This window comes from Endozoicomonas sp. ISHI1, assembly GCF_024606225.1.
Taxonomy (GTDB): domain Bacteria; phylum Pseudomonadota; class Gammaproteobacteria; order Pseudomonadales; family Endozoicomonadaceae; genus Endozoicomonas_A.
The window spans coordinates 41,784-62,933 of sequence record NZ_JAGRPU010000031.1; the positions used below are offsets into that span (position 1 = coordinate 41,784).

Here is a 21,150-nt window from a genome sequence, read left to right on the forward strand (position 1 = left end):
GCAGCTTCTACTTCAAAAGGCTTTGTTGTGGTTCCCTGGTGGTGTTTCATATACTACCGGCCATTGTTCAGCTCCCGGATTAAGGACCGTTTCACAATATGGCTGAAATGGTCTGAACCACTGTTCGACATGTTATGAACTTTTACTCTAAAACCGAGTCCAATTTGCCTCATCTTTTGAATCGCATTTCAAAATCAGGACAAATACCCGCTTTGGAGTAAACAGAAATGACACCGGATATTAAGCAAATAAACGACAACTCCAAGAGTGTTGATTCACCCCCGACGTTACCTAAGTCTTCCCGATCAGATTCACCAACCGGTATCGGTATGGGTAGGGAGATCAGTGAATCTCACCAGTGTGAATCTTTACTGGAGGAACTGCCCTTAGAAATCAAATATAAAGTCATTGACTCTTTGAATCTTCCAACTGTGGCCCTTTTAAAACGGACATGCTTCAAGTTCTACAATGCTATTCAAGAAGGTGATGCTCTGGCGAAGGCTTGGTATCACCGGTTTCCTTCAGCACATCAGGCTCAACTAAAGACAGTCATCAGTACCAAAGACAACAACCAACTCAGCGGCTGGTTGGGGCAGTTTACGAATGATGAGACGCTAATCGAGTCAATTGCAGGTCGCCGGGAGAGTGATGCATTTCCAGCTATTTTCTGTTTCACCATGAGTGAACTGATGTCTAAATGTAAAACATTTAAATTAGTTGAAAAAGGCGAGATTTCTCATGGTAGCCAGATTGTATCAGCCTCATTCAGCGGCGATGGTCGGCATGTGGTGACCAACACTGCGGTTTTCGGTCATAACATAGCGAAAATCTCTGGTCAGGGCATCAGTGGATCATGGGAGGTAAAAACTAACATTGTTCACACTGACTTTATCAACTCAGCCACCTTCAGTCCCGATGGCAGTCATCTGGTCACCGCCAGTGATGATGGCAGGGCGAGAATCTATGGTCTCAGGGCCGATGGATCATGGGAAGCAAAATTGACTATTACTCATGGTGAAAAGGTCAACTCAGCCACCTTCAGTCCCGGTGGCGCTCTTGTGGTGACCTCCAGTGATGATCACTCGGCGAGAATCTATGGTCAGGCAGCCAATGGATCCTGGGCACCAAAAGCCACCATTTTCCATGAAGCTGCGGTCATGTCAGCCAGCTTCAGCGCTGATCGCCGCTATGTGATAAGCGCCGGTGCTGATGACAAGGCGATAATCCATCGTCAGGAGGACGATGGATCATGGCTGGAGAAAGGCTCCATTCCCCATGACAGTTTTGTCAGATTAGCCACCTTTAGTCCCGATAGCACCCATGTGCTGACCGCCAGTGACGACTCCAAGATGAAAATCTATGTTCAGAAGGCCGATGGATCGTGGGAAGCAAAGGCTGTCATTCCTCATTCTGCCTGGGTCTCCTCAGCCACCTTCAGTCCCGATGGCAGCCGTGTGATGACTGCCAGTGACGATAGTACGGTGAAAATTTATGGTCATAAGGCCGGTGGATCATGGGAACCAGAAGCCATCATTTGTCATGAGTGTTGTGTGAGATCAGCCAATTTCAGCGCCGATGGCCGCCATGTGGTGACCGCCAGTCAAGATAAAACGGTGAAAATCTATGGTCTCAAGGACGGAGTCTGGATAGAAAAGGCCTCCATTGCTCATGACGGCTGGGTCAATTCAGCTGTCTTCAGTGCTGATGGTCGTCATGTGGTAACCGCCAGTAAAGATAAAACAGCGAAAATCATTGGTCAGCAGATCGATGGGTCATGGGTAGTGAAAGCTTCCATTTCACATCAGGATGAAGTCAACTCAGCCACCTTTAGTGCCGATTGTTGCCATGTGCTCACCGCCAGTGAGGATGGCACGGCGAAAATCATTGAAATAAGGGGGTCTTTGGTGTCACCTGAACCGGCGCAGGCTGGTAGTGATTGACGAAGCCCGGAACCTGTTGCGGGGTGAGCAGGGAGCTGCCGTTAAGCAACCCCATTCAGCGTGTGCTGAAAGACAGAAACATTGCCGGTTGCACTGACCAACCTATTATGAACTTTTACTCTAAAACAGAGTCCAACTTGCCACATCCATTTTGAATGTCGTTTCAAAATCAGGACGAATAGCAACTTTAGAGTAAACAGAAATGACACCAGGCATTAAGCAAATAAACGACAACTCCAATATTGTCGATTCGCCCGGGCAACCTCAATCAGAGCAGACAACCGCTACCGGTATGGGTAGGGAAATCACTGCATCTTACCAGTGCGAATCATTATTGAAGGAACTGCCCAAAGAAGTGAAGTATAAAGTCATTGACTATTTGGATCTTCCAACTGTGACCCTTTTAAAACGGACATGCTCTGAGTTGTGTGATGTTATCGAAGAAGGTGATGTTCTGGCGAAGGCTTGGTATAAACGGTTTTCTTCGGCACACCAGGCTCAACTAGAGGCAGTCATCAGTACAAAAGACAAGAACCAACTGAGGGAGTGGATGGGGCGGTTTACGAATGATAAGGCGCTAATCAAATCACTGTTAGAACGCCGGGAGAGTGATCAATTTCCAGCTATTTTCTATTTCACCATCAGTAGACTGATGTCTGAATGCAAAGCATTTGAATTAGTTGAACAAGGCGAGATTTCTCATGGTGGTATCGGAATTGAATCAGCCACCTTCAGTGCCGATGGTCGCCATGTGGTGACCAAGACTATTACTGTCGGTCATAATATAGCGAAAATCTCTGGTCAGGACATCAGTGGATCATGGGATGTAAAAGCTAACATTGTTCACACTGGTCTTATCAACTCAGCCACCTTTAGCCCCGATTGCAATCATCTGGTCACAGCCAGTGATGATCACACGGCGAGAATCTATGGTTACAGTGCCGACGGATCATGGAAAGAAAAAGTGACTATTACTCATGACCATATGGTCAGCTCAGCCACCTTTAGTCCCGATAGCACGCTTGTGGTGACCGCCAGTTATGATCGCACGGCGAAAATCTATGGTCTGGAGGCTAATGGATCTTGGGTACCAAAAGCTAGAATTTCCCATGAAGGTTCTATCCTCTCAGCTACCTTCAGCGCTGACGGACGCTATGTGATAACCGGTAGCGCTGACAAGGTGAAAATCCATGGTCAAGAGGACGATGGATCATGGCTGGAGACAGGCTCCATTCCAAATGATAGTCATGTCACATTTGCCGCCTTCAGCATCGACGGCACACATGTTTTGACCATCGGTAAAATGCTTGATAACGATCCGTTGATGCTTCCCTTTTCCAGCCTCGATTTCGACTGTACGGTGAAAATCTACAACCAGAAGGCTGATGGATCCTGGGAACCAAAGCTTGGTATTCACCATTTTAGCTGGGTCATTTCAGCCTCCTTAAGCCCCGATAGCAGCCATACTGTGACTGCCAGTATAGGTGGTACAGTGAAAATCTGTGGTCAGAAGGCCGATGGTTCATGGGAACTAAAAGCCATCATTCGCCATAAGGGTTTGCTGACATCAGCCACTTTCAGCGCCGATGGCCGTTATCTGGTGACCGCCAGTCAAGATAAAACGGTGAAAATCTATGGTCTCAAGGCCGGTGGAATCTGGATAGAAGAAGCCTCCATTGCTCATGACGGAGAGGTCAATTCAGCTGTCTTCAGTGCTGATGGTCGTCATGTGGTAACCGCCAGTAAAGATAAAACAGCGAAAATCATTGGTCAGCAGATCGATGGGTCATGGGTAGTGAAAGCTTCCATTTCACATCAGGATGAAGTCAACTCAGCCACCTTTAGTGCCGATTGTTGCCATGTGCTCACCGCCAGTGAGGATGGCACGGCGAAAATCATTGAAATAAGGGGGTCTTTGGTGTCACCTGAACCGGCGCAGGCTGGTAGTGATTGACGAAGCCCGGAACCTGTTGCGGGGTGAGCAGGGAGCTGCCGTTAAGCAACCCCATTCAGCGTGTGCTGAAAAACAGAAACATTGCCGGTTGCACTGACCAACCTATTATGAACTTTTACTCTAAAACAGAGTCCAACTTGCCACATCCATTTTGAATGTCGTTTCAAAATCAGGACGAATAGCAACTTTAGAGTAAACAGAAATGACACCAGGCATTAAGCAAATAAACGACAACTCCAATATTGTCGATTTGCCCGGGCAACCTCAATCAGAGCTGATAACCGGTACCAGTATGGGTAGGGAGATCACTGCATCTTACCAGTGCGAATCATTATTGAAGGAACTGCCCAAAGAAGTGAAGTATAAAGTCATTGACTATTTGGATCTTCCAACTGTGACCCTTTTAAAACGGACATGCTCTGAGTTGTGTGATGTTATCGAAGAAGGTGATGTTCTGGCGAAGGCTTGGTATAAACGGTTTTCTTCGGCACACCAGGCTCAACTAGAGGCAGTCATCAGTACAAAAGACAAGAACCAACTGAGGGAGTGGATGGGGCGGTTTACGAATGATAAGGCGCTAATCAAATCACTGTTAGAACGCCGGGAGAGTGATCAATTTCCAGCTATTTTCTATTTCACCATCAGTAGACTGATGTCTGAATGCAAAGCATTTGAATTAGTTGAACAAGGCGAGATTTCTCATGGTGGCATCGGAATTGAATCAGCCACCTTCAGTGCCGATGGTCGCCATGTGGTGACCAAGACTATTACTGTCGGTCATAATATAGCGAAAATCTCTGGTCAGGACATCAGTGGATCATGGGATGTAAAAGCTAACATTGTTCACACTGGTCTTATCAACTCAGCCACCTTTAGCCCCGATTGCAATCATCTGGTCACAGCCAGTGATGATCACACGGCGAGAATCTATGGTTACAGTGCCGACGGATCATGGAAAGAAAAAGTGACTATTACTCATGACCATATGGTCAGCTCAGCCACCTTTAGTCCCGATAGCACGCTTGTGGTGACCGCCAGTTATGATCGCACGGCGAAAATCTATGGTCTGGAGGCGAATGGATCGTGGGTACCAAAATCTAGAATTTTCCATGAAGGTTCGATTCTCTCAGCTACCTTCAGCGCTGACGGGCGCTATTTGATAACCAGAGGTAGAGCTGACAAGTTGAAAATCCATGGTCAGGAGGACGATGGATCATGGCTGGAGACAGGCTCCATTCCAAATGATAGTCATGTCACATTTGCCGCCTTCAGCCCCGACGGCGCCCATGTGTTGACCATCGGTAAAATGCCTGAGAACGATCCGTTGATGTTTCCCCCTCCCAGCCTCGATCCCCCCTACACGGTGAAAATCTACGGCCAGAAGGCTGATGGATTCTGGGAACCAAAGCTTGGTATTCACCATTTTAGCGAGGTCATTTCTGCCTCCTTCAGCCCCGATAGCAGCCATATTTTGACTGCCACTATACGTTATACAGTGAAAATCTTTGGTCAGAAGGGCGATGGGTCATGGGAACCAAAAGCCATCATTTGCCATGAAGGTTTGGTGACATCAGCCACGTTCAGCGCCAGTGGCCGCCACCTGGTGACCGCCAGCTTTGATAAAACGGTGAAAATCTATGGTCTTAAGGACGGAGTCTGGAAAGAAAAGGCCTCCATTGCTCATGACGGCGAGGTCAATTCAGCCGTCTTCAGTGCTGATGGTCGTCATGTGATGACTGCCAGTGTTGATAAAACAGCGAAAATCATCGGCCAGCAGATCGATGGATCATGGGTAGTGAAAGCATCCTTTTCACATCAGGATGAAGTCAGCTCAGCCACCTTTAGTGCCGATTGTTGCCATGTGCTCACCGCCAGTGAGGATGGCACGGCGAAAATCACTGAAATCAGGGGGGCTTTGGTGTCACCTGAACCGGCGCAGGCTGGTAGTGATTGACGAAGCCCGGAACCTGTTGCGGGGTGAGCAGGGAGCTGCCGTTAAGCAACCCCATTCTGCGTGTGCTGAAAGACAGAAACATTGCCGGTTGCACTGACCAACCTATTATGAACTTTTACTCTAAAACAGAGTCCAACTTGCCACATCCATTTTGAATGTCGTTTCAAAATCAGGACGAATAACAACTTTAGAGTGAACAGAAATGACACCAGGCATTAAGCAAATAAACGACAACTCCAATATTGTCGATTCGCCCGGGCAACCTCAATCAGAGCAGACAACCGCTACCGGTATGGGTAGGGAGATCACTGCATCTTACCAGTGCGAATCATTATTGAAGGAACTGCCCAAAGAAGTGAAGTATAAAGTCATTGACTATTTGGATCTTCCAACTGTGACCCTTTTAAAACGGACATGCTCTGAGTTGTCCGATGTTATCGAAGAAGGTGATGTTCTGGCGAAGGCTTGGTATCACCGGTTTCCTTCAGTACACCAGGCTCAACTAAAGACAGTCATCAGTAAAAAAGACAACAACCAACTCAGCGACTGGTTGGGGCGGTTTACGAATGATAAGGCGCTAATCAAGTCACTGGTAGAACGCCGGGAAAGTGATGAATTTCCTGCTATTTTCTATTTCACCATCACTAGACTGATGTCTGAATGCAAAGCATTTGAATTAGTTGAAGAAAGCGAAATTTCTCATGGTGGTATCGGAATCGAATCAGCCACCTTCAGTGGCGATGGTCGCCATGTGGTGACCAAGACTAATGCTATCGGTCATGATATAGCGAAAATCTCTGGTCAGGACATCAGTGGATCATGGGATGTAAAAGCTAACATTGTTCACACTGGTCTTATCAACTCAGCTACCTTTAGCCCCGATTGCAATCATTTGGTCACCGCCAGTGATGATCACAAGGCGAAAATCTATGGTCACAGTGCCGACGGATCATGGAAAGAAAAAGTGACTATTACTCATGACCATGTGGTCAGTTCAGCCGCCTTTAGTCCCGATGGCACTCTTGTGGTGACCGCCAGTTATGACCACACGGCGAAAATCTATGGTCTGGAGGCTAATGGATCGTGGGTACCAAAAGCTAGAATTTCCCATGAAATTTGGATACTCTCAGCTACCTTCAGCGCTGACGGGCGCTATGTGATAACCACCCCCGGTAGATCTGACAGGGTGAAAATCCATGGTCAGCAGGACGACGGATCATGGCTGGAGACAGGCTCCATTCCAAATGATAGTCGTGTCACATTTGCCGCCTTAAGTCCCGACGGCGCCCATGTGTTGATCATCGGTAAAATGCCTGAGAACGATCCGTTGATGTTTCCCCCTCCCAGCCTCGACCCCCCCTACACGGTGAAAATCTACGGCCAGAAGGCTGATGGATTCTGGGAACCAGAGGCTGATATTCGCCATTTTAGCTCGGTCATTTCAGCCTCCTTCAGCCCCGATAGCAGCCATATTGTGACTGCCACTATACGTGATACAGTGAAAGTCTTTAGTCAGAAGGGCGATGGGTCATGGGAACCAAAAGCCATCATTTGCCATGAAGATTTGGTGACATCAGCCACGTTCAGCGCCAGTGGCCGCCACCTGGTGACCGCCAGCTTTGATAAAACGGTTAAAATCTATGGTCTTAAGGACGGAGTCTGGAAAGAAAAGGCCACCATTGCTCATGACGGCGAGGTCAATTCAGCCGTCTTCAGTGCTGATGGCCGTCATGTGGTGACTGCCAGTGTTGATAAAACAGCGAAAATCATTGGCCAGCAGATTGATGGATCATGGGTAGTGAAAGCTTCCATTTCACATCAGGATGAAGTCAACTCAGCCACATTCAGTGCCGATTGTTGCCATGTGGTCACCGCCAGTCAGGATGGTGTCGCGAAAATCACCGAAATCAGGGGGGCTTTGGTGTCACCTGAACCGGCGCAGGCTGGTAGTGATTGACGAAGCCCGGAACCAGGACAAATACCAACTCTTACAGGAACCAGAAATGACACCAGGCATTGGGCAAATAAACGGCAACTCACGTATTGTCGACTCACTCCCGACATCATCCGGGCGATCCCAATCAGAGTCGCCAACCGGTATCGGTATGGGAAGGGAGATCACTGCATCTTACCAGTGTGAATCTCTATTATTGGGGAAACTGCCCATAGAAATTAAGTATAAAATCATTGATTCTTTGGATCTTCCAACGGTAGCTCTTTTAAAACGGACATGCACAGAGTTGTACGATGTTATCGAACAAGGTGATGTCATGGCGAAGGCCTGGTATGGCCGGTTTCCTTCAGCACATCAGGCTCAACTAAAGGCATTCATCAGTACAAAAGACAAGGACCAACTCAGTGACTGGCTGGGGCGGTTTACGAGTGATGAGGCGCTAATCAAATCACTTGTGGAACGCCGGGAGAGTCATGAATTTCCTGCTATTTTCTATTTCACCATCAGTAGACTGATGTCTGAATGCATATTATTTAGACCAGTTGAAGATGGCGTAATTTCTCATCATCGTATCAGGGTTCGAGCAGCCACCTTCAGTGGCGATGGTCGCCATGTGGTGACCAGGGCTAAAGCTACTGATCTCTTTAAAGATACAGCGAAAATCTCTGGTCATAACATCAGTCAATCATGGCATGTAAAAGCTGAGATTGTTCACACTGGTTCTATCAACTCAGCCACCTTTAGCCCCGATAGCAATCATTTGGTCACCGCCAGTGATGATCACACGGCGAAAATCTGTGGTCTCAGGGCCGATGGGTCATGGGAAGTAAAAGTCACTATTACTCATGATTATGCGGTCAACTCAGCCACCTTCAGTCCCGATAGCACTCTTGTGGTGACCGCCAGTTCTGATCACACGGCGAAAGTTTACGGTCAGGAAAAAAATGGATCGTGGGTACCAAAAGCCAGCATTTTCCATGCAAATTTGGGCTTCTCAGCCACCTTCAGCGCTGATGGGCGCTATGTGATAACCGCCGGTGCTGATGGCAAGGCGAGAATCCATGCTCAGGAGGACGATGGATCATGGCTGGAGAAAGGCTCCATTCCCCATGATAGAATTGTCAGATTAGCCACCTTTAGTTCCGATGGCACCCATGTGGTGATCGCCAATGACGCTTACAAGGTGGAAATCTTTGGCCAGAAACCCGATGGATCCTGGGAGCCAGAGGCTAACATTCCTCATTCTCATTGGATCTCTTCAGCCACTTTCAGCCCCGATGGGAGTCATGTGGTGACTGCCAGTGGCGATAATACGGTGAAAATTTACGGTCAGAAGGCCGGTGGATCATGGGAACCAAAAGCCATCATTCGCCATGGGGGTTCTGTGAGATCAGCCACTTTCAGCGCCGATGGCCGCCATCTGGTGACCGCCAGTCATGATAAAACGGTGAAAATCTATGGTCTTAAGGGCGGAGTCTGGAAAGAAAAGGCCCGCATTGCCCATGACGGCGAGGTCAATTCAGCTGTTTTCAGTGCTGATGGTCGTCATGTGGTAACCGCCAGTAAGGATAAAACAGCGAAAATCATCGGGCAGAAGATCAATGGATCATGGGTAGTGAAAGCTTCTATTTCCCATGAGGGGGCAGTCAACTCAGCCACCTTCAGTGCCGATTGTTGCCATGTGGTCACCGCCGGTGAGGATGGTATGGCAAAAATCTACGAAATCAGGGCGATTTGGACGGATGTGAAACGATCCAGTTTGTCAGAGATTGACGAAATCTGGAGGAACCTGCCGTTAGTAGGGAGTTGGTCGCTAAACGACGACATCCTGCCTTGCTGAAAGACAAAAGCAGTGTTTGTCGTACTTACCCATGTTATGAACTTTTATTCCAAAGCCTTGTCTAACCTGGCGCACCCATTTTGATCGTCGTTTCAAAATGAGGAGAAATACTCACGTCACAGGAACCAGAAATGACACCAGGCATTAAGCAGATAAATGACAATTTCGAGATTGTTGATTCACCCCCGGCGTCGCCTATGTGTTCTCGATCAGATTCACCAACCGGTATCGGTATGGGTAGGGAGATCACTGCATCTTACCAGTGTGAATCTTTATTGGAGCAACTGCCCTTAGAGATAAAGTATAAAGTCATTGACTCTCTGAATCTTCCAGCGGTAGCCCTTTTAAAACGGACATGCTCTAAGTTCTACAATGCTATCAAAGAAGGTGATGCTCTGGCGAAGGCTTGGTATCAGCGGTTTCCTTCAGCACTCCAGGCTCAACTCAAGAGAGTCATCAGTACAAAAGATAACAACCAACTCAGCGACTGGTTAGGGCAGTTTACGAATGATGAGGTGCTAATAAAGTCACTTATACAACGCCGAAAGAGTGATCAATTTCCCGCTATTTTCTATTTCACCATCACTGAACTGATGTCTAAATGTGAAACATTTGAATGGGTTGGAAAAGGCGAGATTTCTCATGGTGGCGAGATTAGATCAGCCACCTTTAGTGGCGATGGCCGCCACGTGGTGACCGTGAGTTCTGCTTTTGGTGAAGATACAGCGAAAATCTCTGGTCAGGACATCAATGGGTCATGGTATGTAAAAACCAGCTGTTTTCATACCGATCTTATCAACTCAGCCACCTTTAGCCCTGATGGCAATCATCTGGTCACTGCCAGTTATGATTGCACGGCGAGAATCTACAGTTTGGAGGCCGATGGATCCTGGCAAGAAAAGGAGACCATTACCTATGATCGTCCGGTCAGCTCAGCCACGTTCAGTCCCGATAGCACTCTTTTGCTGACCGCCAGTTATGGTCGCACGGCGAAAATCTACGGTTTGGAGGCCAATGGATCCTGGGTACCAAAAGCCAGCATTTCCCATCGAGGTTCAGTCTGCTCAGCCACCTTCAGCGTTGATGGGTGCTATGTGATAACCTGCACCGGTAGCGCTAATGGGGTGAAAATCCTTAGCCAGGAGGAAGATGGATCATGGCTGGAGAATGCTACTGTTCCCTATGACAATCATGCTACTTCAGCCACCTTCAGCTACGATGGCACCCATGTGCTGACCGTTGGTGTAATGCCTGAGTACGGTAGGTTCAACGATACCCCCTCCAACCGCGATGGCACCCACATGGTGAAAATTTATGGCCATAAGACCGATGGATCCTGGGAACTAAAGGCTGACATTCGCCATTCTTCTTGGGTCACTTCAGCCGACTTCAGCACCGATGGCAGCCATATTGTGACTGCCAGTGTCGATGGTACGGCGAAAATCTACGGTCTGAAGGCCGATGGATCATGGGAATCAAAAACCACCATTCGTCATGGCAGTTCGGTACCATCAGTTACTTTCAGCGCTGATAGCCGCCATCTGCTGATCGCCAGTCAAAATAAAACGGTGAAAATCTACGGCCTTAAGGACGGAGTCTGGAATGAAAAGGCCTCCATTACTCATGACGGCGAGGTCAATTCAGCCGTCTTTAGCACTGATAGTCGTCATGTGGTAACCGCCAGTAAAGATAAAACAGCGAAAATCATTGGCCAGCAGCTCGATGGATCATGGGTAGTGAAAGCTTCCATTTCACATCAGGGTGAAGTCAACTCAGCCAGCTTCAGTGCCGATTGTTGCCATGTGGTCACCGCCAGTGACGATGGCACGGCGAAAATCACTGAAGTAAGGGGTTCTCTGGCTTCACCTGAATCGGCACAGACTGGTGGTGATTGACGAAGCCCGGAACCTGATGCGGGTCACGCAGAGGACCGCCGCTGAGTGACGCCACTCTGCTTGTGCCGAAAGACAGAAACAGTGTTCGTTGCGCTTACCAACATCTTATGAACTTTTATTCCAAAACCGGGTCCAACTCGTCACATCCATTTTGAATGTCGTTTCAAAATCAGGACGAATAACAACTTTAGAGTGAACAGAAATGACACCAGGCATTAAGCAAATAAACGACAACTCCAAGATTGTCGATTCACCCCCGACATCACCCGGGCGATCTCAATCAGAGCCGCCAACCGTTATCGGTATGGGTAGGGAGGTCAACGCATCTTACCCGTGTGAATCTCTATTTTTGAAGAAACTGCCCATAGAAATCAAGTATAAAATTATTGACTATCTGGATCTTCCAACAGTAGCCCTTTTAAAACGCACATGCTCCGGGTTGTACGATGTTATCGAAGAAGGTGATGTAATGGCGAAGGCTTGGTATCGCTGGTTTTCTTCAGCACATCAGGCTCAACTAAAGGCAGTCATCAGTACAAAAGATAAGGACCAAATCAGCGACTGGTTGGGGCGTTTTACGAATGATAAGGCGCTCATCAAGTCACTTGTAGAACGCCGGGAAAGTGATGAATTTCCAGCTATTTTCTATTTCACCATCAGTGAACTGATGTCTGAATGCAAAGCATTTAAATTAGTTGAAAAAGGTGAGATTTCTCATGATAGCGAAATTAGATCAGCCACCTTTAGTGGCGATGGCCGCCATGTGGTGACCATGAGTACTAAAGTTGACGATCACACAGTGAAAATCTCTGGTCGGGACATCAGTGGGTCATGGGGTGTAAAAACCAGCTTTTTTCATACTGATCTTATCAACTCAGCTACCTTTAGCCCCGATTGCAATCATTTGGTCACCGCCAGTGATGATGGCACGGCGAAAATCTATGGTCATAGTGCTGATGGATCATGGAAAGCAAAAGTGACTATTACACATGACTCTATGGTCAGCTCAGCCATCTTCAGTCCCGGTGGCACTCTTGTGGTGACCGCCAGTTATGATAACACGGCGAAAATCTATGGTCTGGAAGCTAATGGATCGTGGGTACCAAAAGCTGGAATTTCCCATGATGATTCGATCCTCTCAGCTACCTTCAGCGCTGACGGGCGCTATCTGATAACCACCGCCGGTGGTGCTGACAGTGCGAAAATCCATAGTCAGGAGGACGATGGATCATGGCTGGAGACAGGCTCCATTCCAGATATTAGTCATGTCACGTTTGCCACCTTCAGTCACGACGGCGCTCATGTGTTGACCATCGGTAAAATGCCTGAGAACGATCCGATGATGTTCCCCCCTTCCAGCCTCGATTTCCCCTACATGGTGAAAATCTGTGGCCAGAAGGCTGATGGGTCGTGGGAAGCACAGGCTGATATTCGCCATTCTAGCTGGGTCATTTCAGCCTCCTTCAGCCCCGATAGCAGCCATATTGTGACTGCCAGTATAGGTGGTACAGTGAAAATCTGTGGTCAGAAGGCCGATGAATCATGGGAACCAAAAGCCATTTTTTTCCATAAAGGTTTGGTGACATCAGCCACTTTCAGCGCCGATGGCTGCCACCTGGTGACCGCCAGCCATGATAAGACGGTGAAGGTCTATGGTCTGAAGGCCGGTGGAAACTGGGAAGAACAAGTCACCATTGCTCATGACGCAGAGGTCGATTCAGCCTTCTTCAGCGCTGATGGTCGCCATGTGGTGACTGCCAGTAGAGATAAAACAGCGAAAATCATTGGCCAGCAGATCGATGGATCATGGGTAGTGAAAGCTTCCATTTCACATCAGGGTGAAGTCAACTCAGCCAGCTTCAGTGCCGATTGTTGCCATGTGGTCACCGCCAGTGAGGATGGCACGGCGAAAATTACTGAAATAAGGGGTTCTCTGGTATCACCTGAACCGGCACAGTCTGGTGGTGATTGACGAAGCCCGGAACCTGATGCGGGGTACTCAGAGGGCCGCCGCTGAGTGACGCCATTCTGCGTGAGTCGAAAGGCAGAAACAGTGTTCGTTGCGCTTAGCAACATGTTATGAACTTTTATTCCAAAACCGGGTCTAACTCGGCACATCCATTTTGAATGTCGTTTCAAAATGAGGAGAAATACTCACGTTACAGGAAACAGAAATGACACCATGCACTCAGCAAATAAACGACAACTCCAATATTGTCGATTCAGCCCCGACATCACCCGGGCGATCTCAATCAGAGCCGCCAACCGTTATCGATATGGGTAGGGAGATCACTGCATCTTACCCGTGTGAATCGTTATTATTGAAGACACTGCCCAAAGAATTGAAGTATGAAGTCATTGCCCATTTAGATCTTCCAAATGTAGCCGTTTTAAAGCGAACATGCTCCGAGTTGTGCGATGTTATTGAAGAAGGTGATGTTCTGGCGAAGGCATGGTATGGCCGGTTTTCTTCAGCACACCGGGCTCAAATAAAGGCAGTCATCAGTACAAAAGACAACAACCAACTCAGCGACTGGTTAGGGCAGTTTACGAATGACGAGGCACTCATCAAGTCAGTAGTAGGACGCCGGGAGAGTGATGGATTTCCTGCTTTTTTCTTTTTCACCATCAGTCAACTGATGTCTGAATGTAAAGCATTTAAATTAGTTGAAGAAGGCGAAATTTCTCATGGCAGCGGGATTAAATCAGCCTCCTTCAGTGTCGATGGCCGTCATGTGGTGACCAAGACTGCTACCGAGGGTCGTAATACAGCGAAAATTTCTGGTCAGGACATCGGTGGGTCATGGGATGTAAAAACTAACATTTTGCACTCTGATGTTATCAACTCAGCCACCTTCAGCCTCGATGGCCATCATCTGGTCACCGCCAGTGATGATCGCACGGCGAAAATCTACGCTCATGAGGCTGATGGAACGTGGGAAGTAAAAGTGACCATTACTCATGGTTCCAGGGTCAATTCAGCCGAATTCAGTCCCGATGGCACTTTTTTGGTGACCGCCAGTGCTGATAGCTCAGCGAGAATTTATGGTCAGGAGGCCAATGGATTATGGCTACCAAAAGCCAGTATTTCCCATGAAGATTCGGTCTTTTCAGCCTCCTTCAGCGCTAATGGGCGCTATTTGATAACCAGGGGTAATGATGATAAGTCGAAAATCTATGGTCTGGAGGACGATGGATCATGGCTGGAGAAAAGCACTATTGCCCTTCCCCATGACTGTCATGTCGAATTAGCCTCCCTCAGTCCCGATGGTGCCCATGTGCTGACCGTAGGCCAGATGACTGTGGTCGGCGAAGTTTACCATTTCCCCTCTGTCTGCGATGACACGGTGAAAATCTACGGCCAGAAGGACGATGGATCCTGGGAAGTAAAGGCTGACATTCGCCATAATGAGCGGATTTGCTCAGCCACCTTCAGCCCCGACGGCAATCATGTGGTGACTGCCAGCGATGATGGTTCGGCGCAAATCTATAGTAAGAAGGCAGATGGATCATGGGAACGAAAAGCCAACATTCGCCATCAGAAATCGGTGAGATCAGCCACTTTTAGCCCCGATGGCCGCCATGTGGTAACTGCAAGTCACGATAAAACGGTGAAAATCTATGGTCAGAACGCCAAAGGAGTCTGGAAAGAAAAAGTCTCCATTGCTCATGATGGCGAGGTCAATTCAGCTGTTTTCAGTATTGATGGTCGTCATGTGGTAACCGCCTGTAAAGATAAAACAGCGAAAATCATCGGCCAGCAGATCGATGGATCATGGGTAGTGAAAGCTTCCATTTCGCATCAGGATGCAGTTAACTCTGCCGCCTTCAGTTTCGATGGTCGCTATGTGGTCACCGCCAGTGAGGATCACACGGCGAAAATCATTGAAATAAGCATACATAATTGATTTTGTGTTATCAGTCTTGTGGTTATTTAATTTCATATATGGTTTTGCATTTTACCGGTTAACACCGCCTTTTCAGGATTTTTTAAAGGTTGGTCTGCACCGAAGGTCTGCATACCCTTTGAAGAGTATGGTGTGAATTTCAGGAAATTTTTGGTGGTTCCGGCAGTTATTCCTGGCATATTTTTTGGGAGTAAATATTTTTTATATTTTTGTACTGTATTGAAAGCACTGACGGAATTAAGAGAGAAGCTATTATGCACAAGGTAGATTTTGAAACCCTGTCTGGAGGGTTTTATAAACTGTCATTGGCAGAACGCCTCGAACGGGTCGCCCGGTTTTCGGAGCTCTCAAAAGAGGAAGTGGATATCATTTCAGGAAAATCCTCTTTAAAAAAAGAACAGGCGGATCATTTAATTGAAAATACCATCGGTATTTTTCCAATGCCGTTAGGCGTTGCAAATTATTTTAATATTGATGGTGTTGATCGCTTTATCCCAATGTGTGTGGAAGAAACCTCTATTATTGCGGCCGCTTCTGCTAACGCCAAATGGGTGCGTAACAGAGGATGTATTAATACCTGGACAGAGGGTAGGTTGATCATTGGTCAGGTGCAACTTCCAAATGTATCTGATACAGAACTTACCCTTCGAAAGCTCACAGAAAATCGTAACGATATGATTGACCTTGCCAATCAGCGTCTTTCAGGTTTGGTAAGAAGAGGTGGTGGCATTAAAGACATTGAATTTAGAACGCTCGAACGATCCGACAAGCAAGGTTCAATGGTTGTCCTTCATCTTCTATGTGACCCTTGTGACGCCATGGGAGCAAATTTAATCAACCAGGCGTGTGAAGCCTTAAAGCCTCCTGTTGAAGAACAGACTGGTGAGAAGGTAGGCTTATGCATTCTCTCCAACCTTGTGGACTCCAGGCTGGCATGCGCTCGTGTCACTCTTTCTGATGTTGATGAAGAGCAAGGAACAGGCATAGAAGAGGCTTCGATTTTTGCTGAATCTGATCCTCATCGGGCATGCACACATAATAAAGGTATTTTAAATGGGATTGACCCCATTTTAATTGCAACGGGCAATGATTGGCGTGCAACCGAAGCAGGTATCCATGCTTACGCCGCACGCACCGGCAGCTACCAACCTGTTGCCACCTGGAGATATTCCCCTCTCAAGCGTCAGCTCATTGGGATCTTAAGAGTACCCATGGCTGTTGGGACCGTTGGAGGTGTTACCAAGGTTCATCCTTCAGCAAAGGTGGCCTTAAAGATTTTAAAGGTGTCTTCCGCAGAAGAGCTCGGACGTATTTGTGGTGCTGTAGGACTTGTTCAGAACCTGGGGGCTTTAAAAGCCCTTGCCACCGTAGGCATCGTGAAAGGTCACATGTCCCTTCATGCGAAAAACCTGGCCATTGCGGCAGGTGCCAATGAAATGGAAATTCCAAGGCTTGTGTCTGAGCTTGGTCAGTTAATCTCAATGAAAAAAGCCATTTCTGTTTCTGTTGCCAAAGAACTGTTAGTAAAAATCAGACCCACAGCAGTTAATCATGTTTCAGCTACACATCCGAGATAAAGTTTTTCACCAGAGACGAGTCCCTGGCCCTATCAGGTGAAGAAGCTTTTACCCGCTGCAAACTATTAGGCGAGTCCGCCATACTTCGGGCTACACTCAGCCCTGACTGAAGAAAAATGGAAATTTGAGTGCAACTTAAAACAGTTTTCTTTTATATAATCGGTACACTCTTGATCTCTTTGGCAGCCAGTGGATTTGGTGATGACCATTCTCAAGGACGTCTGCTCATCGTCACAAATGGGACACCTGACCAAGAGGCTTATCTGATACCAGGTTTTGTCTTCTTTGTGCCTGAAGACTCTCTGGACTTGTTTGAAGACATACTGGTCGCTGCCAATGCTACCTATATTGGCAGGGTGCCAATAGGCGAAGGTTCATTCAGCTGCTATCTACTGAAACACGATGATATTGACACTCCCTCAACGGAACAAGGAAACTTCTTGTGTATCAGCCCTGAATGGCAAGTAGATAGAACTGACGTTGGCGAGGGCGATCTGGCTACAGATAATGTTTCTGAGAAAGCGGAGAAAAATAGCACGAGCTTTGCATTGCCAGAATGGCCCGCATTAATACCTGAACCCAACTTGCGATTATCGGGAAGAGGCTTTCCATTTGACCCACCGCCACCACCTCCTTTTATGCCGGGCATTCCTGCCAAAGGATTTTTTGATATGCCCGACTGGCAATTTGACTACCTGTCAGCTCTGGCCCCGATCAGCCAGTGGCTGAAACAATGGCTTCATAATGGGTATCCCACTACTTCCACTGAATCCCGACAATTCGTCAGCGCCATAGATTTATCTGCGGCTTTGGAAGGGATTACAAAGAAGAAGACACACAATAGATCGTTATTCAGCCAAATGCCGTTAGATGCCTCAGAACTGCTTGCTCAACTTACGGGGAAAGGTTTGTCGGGCTATTCGCAGGCACATCAATCAGAAACTGTTATGTTCTATCCCGTATTTATGCTACCAAAGTCTGCTTCGAACAGCCTTGAAGAAGCGCAGGAGGTTGAATATGTTGGAGGAGCTTGCAGCATATGTCTGACTGATTTTGAGGAATCTGACGACGTGCTGAAAACGTCATGTTCTCATTTGTTTCATATAGACTGCCTGAAAGTGTGGTTAACGACAGAACTTGATGGGCGAATAGTTAATTCCTGCCCGGAATGTCGGCATGATCAGAGCGCTTTACGTGGCTTTCTAATCCATAAAGAAATCACTATCAACCAAGAGAGACGTGATAACTCTGATCGTATCGCACTGCAAGAGCTTGCTCAAATTGTAACGGAAGCGCAGGCAGGGAGAGGAACCTGGCCCGAAGATGACGACCATATCTATGCAAGGTTGTCTAGTGCAAAACGCAGCAATAATCCGGCCATCGCTGAGCGGGCACAGGCACTTTGGCCATTGGTTAATTTGTACTCTGTGCAGCATCTGGTGTCACAAGTGCAGGCAGGGAGAGGAGCCTGGCCTGAAGATAACGACTATATCTATGCAAGGTTGAGTAGTGCAAAACGCAGCAATGATCCGGCCATCGCTGACCAGGCAAAGGCACTTAGGCTATTGGTAAATTTGTACTCGGTTCAGCATCTGGTATCACAAGTGCAGGCAGGGAGACGAACCTGGCCTGAAGATGACAAATATATCTATGCAAGGTTGAGTAGTGCAAAACGCAGCAATGATCCGGCCATCGCTGGGCAGGCACAGGCACTTTGGCCATTGGTTAATTTGTGCTCTGTGCAGCATCTGGTGTCACAAGTGCAGGCAGGGAGACGAACCTGGCCTGAAGATGACGACCATATCTATGCAAGGCTGAGGAATGCAAAACGTACCAATGATCCGGCCATTGCTGAGCAGGCACAGGCACTTTGGCCATTGGTTAATTGGTACTCCGTGCAGCATCTGGTGTCACAAGTGCAGGCAGGGAGAGGAACCTGGCCTGAAGATGACGACCATATCTATGTAAGGCTGAGGATTGCAAAACGTATCAATGATCCGGCCATTGCTGAGCAGGCACAGGCACTTGTGCCGTTGGTTGATAAATATAGTAGTCAGTCGTCAAGCAAGTGATACATAAAATTCAAACCTGCACTCCATTTCGAATACCCAAAATTTAATGCCTGTCTATTGATCCAGAAGAATGTGCATTTCTTCAGTCTGCTTGGTGCAGCGGGCGTTTTCGGGGGCAGAAGCCAGGGCAGGGCAGTGCACATGGTCATGATCGCCAGAGAAGTAAGGAGCCCAGGAATTGATAGTGACATAAGTGTTTAAACAGATCAGCCCAAAGAACGCCAGCTCTTTCATTGCATGGTTCCCGTCCCGGAAAGTCACCGAAGGCCAGTGGATCAACACCTGAAGGACATAGGGTAGTTTAAAATTTAACTCAATGAACGTACTGATCACTTCAAAAGCCGTTTCTCCCGCGCTGAATTCACGATCACGATGGATATTAGTGGTATGCAGGCCGTGTTTATATACTGCAAGAGAGTTCCAGGCCGTGCTGAGCATTATCGGTATGGAGGCGAAGCCACCGCCGGACAGCTGATAGTTTTCCCATATTTTCTTATAGATCATGCCGTGCAAGAACATCTGAACCAGGTTGCCACCGTTGTATAGGCCATAGGTAATGAGTTCTGAAAGGGTCTGCTCGGGATGAAGATAGATATCATCATTGATGGGTATGATCGGGTATTCGGGTATTTTACGGTACCGGCTGCCGGATGACAGTGCCTGACAATCAGGGGGCAGGGCTTTCACAGAGGTATTTTCGGAAGGGTGGTCCCAGGCAGGTGGGTGCCAGGTGCAGGTGTGTATCAATTTGTTAGGAGGCACGAAAACGGTCTTCTCGAAATACGCACCCTCCCAGGTGATATGGATGGTTTCGCATGTCAGATGTTTGGGAAAATGAAATGGGTTGTAGTGATGGCGATCCCGCATGGCTTTATGGCAGTTTTCATGGGTTTCACTCATCCGCATACCTTCGTTCGCCTGTACCGAAGTGTGAAAGTAGAAGCTGAGTAGTGTAATGAGCTGAATGGCGCCGATGAGTTTGATCTTCAGGCATCTGGCTTTTGAAGACAGTTTATTGCAGCCCAAGCGTCCTGCATGCCCCCGGGAAGGTATCATAGTTAGTCCTTTTTAAGAGGAATAAGTTATGCGGGAAAGCATAGACCCTTTTTTAGAAATTGTAATAAAGAATAGGTCTTGCTTAAAACTCAGGCGTTCAGCATAGCAGCTCCACGAACACCCCCGGCATCGCCGAATTTTGCCTTGCGAATCTCGGGCAGTTGTCCGATGTTCAGGGTGTACTTCGGCAGTAAGGGAGGCACCAGCTCGTAGAGTTCGTCAATGTTTGACAGACCGCCACCCAGAACAATGACACCAGGGTCCAGAATGTTGATCATGGCGCCCAATCCGGAAGCAAGCAGTTCACAATAAATCTCAACAGCCCGTTCCGCCTGATTATCATGATGGCGGAACAGCTGTACTATGTCTTTGCCTGGCAGGGGCTTACCGGCAACATGCTTATACGTCAGTTCCAGACCCCTGCCCGACAGGTAGTTGTCCAGACAGCCGTGCATGCCGCAGCCACACCTAACAATGGGAAAGTCTTCGCCAGCCAGTTTGAAAACATGATAAGGCAATGGCGTGTGTCCCCATTCACCTGCCAGGTTGTTGCTGCCATCATGAAGCTTGCCGTTGATGTACAGACCGCCACCGCAACCGGTTCCGAGAATCACACCAAAAACCGTAGGGATGTTATCGCCTGCTCCGCCAATGGCTTCTGACAGAGCAAAACAGTTGGCATCATTTTCAATTTTGATGGGACGATCCAGAAGCAATTCAAGATCAACCTTCAGGTTCTGGCCGTTGGCACAGGGAACATTGGCGCACTGAGCCTTGCCGGTATCCGGATTAATAAATCCCGGAATACCAATACCTAAGCTACCCCGTGTGTCTAATTCACGATCGGTTTCGAGAACCAGCTCCCGGATGGCATTTTTAAACGCATCGTAGGAGTCTGTCGGTGTGGGTACACGTTTGTTGACGTGTTTGTTGTGCTCATGATCAAAAACAGCCAGCTCCATTTTGGTTCCACCGATATCCAACCCAAACAGCATGGCTC

13 protein-coding genes are annotated in these 21,150 nt (G+C 47.8%); 10 read left to right on the plus strand and 3 right to left on the minus strand.

All coding sequences use genetic code 11. The annotated features are described in order from the left end of the window. The first annotated feature begins 227 nt into the window (after positions 1 to 227). The 8 genes from KBW69_RS17805 (at position 228) to KBW69_RS17840 (ending at position 15,445) form a co-directional block, all read left to right on the plus strand. Positions 228 to 1,940, plus strand: a complete 1,713-nt coding sequence (locus tag KBW69_RS17805) for a WD40 repeat domain-containing protein (protein ID WP_257281722.1) — start codon at positions 228 to 230, stop codon at positions 1,938 to 1,940. A 202-nt stretch (positions 1,941 to 2,142) separates the two neighbouring features. Next, positions 2,143 to 3,894: a WD40 repeat domain-containing protein gene (locus tag KBW69_RS17810; RefSeq protein ID WP_257281723.1), complete on the plus strand. Its 1,752-nt coding sequence runs from the start codon at positions 2,143 to 2,145 to the stop codon at positions 3,892 to 3,894. Between the two features lie 202 nt (positions 3,895 to 4,096). Then, entirely contained in the window at positions 4,097 to 5,848 is a 1,752-nt protein-coding gene (locus tag KBW69_RS17815; RefSeq protein WP_257281724.1) for a WD40 repeat domain-containing protein, read from the plus strand. A gap of 202 nt (positions 5,849 to 6,050) precedes the next feature. Next, positions 6,051 to 7,805 (plus strand): WD40 repeat domain-containing protein, encoded by a 1,755-nt coding sequence (locus KBW69_RS17820; RefSeq protein ID WP_257281725.1) that lies wholly within the window; start codon positions 6,051 to 6,053, stop codon positions 7,803 to 7,805. Positions 7,806 to 7,851: 46 nt separating this feature from the next. After that, on the plus strand, positions 7,852 to 9,642 hold the full coding sequence (locus KBW69_RS17825) for a WD40 repeat domain-containing protein (protein ID WP_257281726.1): 1,791 nt from the start codon (positions 7,852 to 7,854) through the stop codon (positions 9,640 to 9,642). 131 nt (positions 9,643 to 9,773) lie between these two features. After that, entirely contained in the window at positions 9,774 to 11,537 is a 1,764-nt protein-coding gene (locus KBW69_RS17830) for a WD40 repeat domain-containing protein (RefSeq protein ID WP_257281727.1), read from the plus strand. Positions 11,538 to 11,739: 202 nt separating this feature from the next. Continuing rightward, positions 11,740 to 13,509 carry an F-box/WD repeat-containing protein gene (locus KBW69_RS17835; protein ID WP_257281728.1) on the plus strand — a complete coding sequence of 590 codons (1,770 nt, stop codon included), beginning with the start codon at positions 11,740 to 11,742 and terminating at the stop codon, positions 13,507 to 13,509. Between the two features lie 202 nt (positions 13,510 to 13,711). Beyond that, positions 13,712 to 15,445 carry an F-box/WD repeat-containing protein gene (locus tag KBW69_RS17840; RefSeq protein WP_257281729.1) on the plus strand — a complete coding sequence of 578 codons (1,734 nt, stop codon included), beginning with the start codon at positions 13,712 to 13,714 and terminating at the stop codon, positions 15,443 to 15,445. Between the two features lie 32 nt (positions 15,446 to 15,477). Here KBW69_RS17840 and KBW69_RS17845 read toward each other — a convergent pair whose 3' ends face one another. After that, complete coding sequence (locus tag KBW69_RS17845) at positions 15,478 to 15,705, minus strand: hypothetical protein (RefSeq protein ID WP_257255040.1); 228 nt, start codon at positions 15,703 to 15,705, stop codon at positions 15,478 to 15,480. On the opposite strand from KBW69_RS17845, the gene KBW69_RS17850 reads away from it, so the two are divergent. Further along, entirely contained in the window at positions 15,700 to 17,022 is a 1,323-nt protein-coding gene (locus KBW69_RS17850; RefSeq protein ID WP_257255039.1) for a hydroxymethylglutaryl-CoA reductase, degradative, read from the plus strand. The two genes, KBW69_RS17845 and KBW69_RS17850, sit on opposite strands and share 6 nt — an antisense overlap. 170 nt (positions 17,023 to 17,192) lie before the next feature. Further along, complete coding sequence (locus tag KBW69_RS17855; RefSeq protein WP_257281730.1) at positions 17,193 to 19,094, plus strand: RING finger domain-containing protein; 1,902 nt, start codon at positions 17,193 to 17,195, stop codon at positions 19,092 to 19,094. A gap of 54 nt (positions 19,095 to 19,148) precedes the next feature. Here the strand turns inward: KBW69_RS17855 and KBW69_RS17860 are convergent, their stop codons facing one another. Together KBW69_RS17860 and nagK are read right to left on the minus strand one after the other, a co-directional pair. Continuing rightward, a complete protein-coding gene (locus KBW69_RS17860; RefSeq protein WP_257281731.1) occupies positions 19,149 to 20,150 on the minus strand; it encodes a hypothetical protein in 1,002 nt (333 codons plus the stop codon). Positions 20,151 to 20,239: 89 nt separating this feature from the next. Beyond that, positions 20,240 to 21,145 carry an N-acetylglucosamine kinase gene (nagK, locus tag KBW69_RS17865; RefSeq protein WP_257255337.1) on the minus strand — a complete coding sequence of 302 codons (906 nt, stop codon included), beginning with the start codon at positions 21,143 to 21,145 and terminating at the stop codon, positions 20,240 to 20,242. Positions 21,146 to 21,150: the final 5 nt, after the last annotated feature.

Excerpts from the sequence above, each read along its gene's own strand:
- KBW69_RS17820 (WP_257281725.1), top strand. The coding sequence starts at position 6,051 with ATGACACCAGGCATTAAGCAAATAAACGACAACTCCAATATTGTCGAT.
- KBW69_RS17825 (WP_257281726.1), top strand. The coding sequence starts at position 7,852 with ATGACACCAGGCATTGGGCAAATAAACGGCAACTCACGTATTGTCGAC.
- KBW69_RS17840 (WP_257281729.1), top strand. The coding sequence starts at position 13,712 with ATGACACCATGCACTCAGCAAATAAACGACAACTCCAATATTGTCGAT.
- KBW69_RS17830 (WP_257281727.1), top strand. The coding sequence starts at position 9,774 with ATGACACCAGGCATTAAGCAGATAAATGACAATTTCGAGATTGTTGAT.
- KBW69_RS17810 (WP_257281723.1), top strand. The coding sequence starts at position 2,143 with ATGACACCAGGCATTAAGCAAATAAACGACAACTCCAATATTGTCGAT.
- KBW69_RS17835 (WP_257281728.1), top strand. The coding sequence starts at position 11,740 with ATGACACCAGGCATTAAGCAAATAAACGACAACTCCAAGATTGTCGAT.
- KBW69_RS17805 (WP_257281722.1), top strand. The coding sequence starts at position 228 with ATGACACCGGATATTAAGCAAATAAACGACAACTCCAAGAGTGTTGAT.
- KBW69_RS17815 (WP_257281724.1), top strand. The coding sequence starts at position 4,097 with ATGACACCAGGCATTAAGCAAATAAACGACAACTCCAATATTGTCGAT.
- KBW69_RS17860 (WP_257281731.1), bottom strand. The coding sequence starts at position 20,150 with ATGATACCTTCCCGGGGGCATGCAGGACGCTTGGGCTGCAATAAACTG.
- nagK (WP_257255337.1), bottom strand. The coding sequence starts at position 21,145 with ATGCTGTTTGGGTTGGATATCGGTGGAACCAAAATGGAGCTGGCTGTT.
- KBW69_RS17850 (WP_257255039.1), top strand. The coding sequence starts at position 15,700 with ATGCACAAGGTAGATTTTGAAACCCTGTCTGGAGGGTTTTATAAACTG.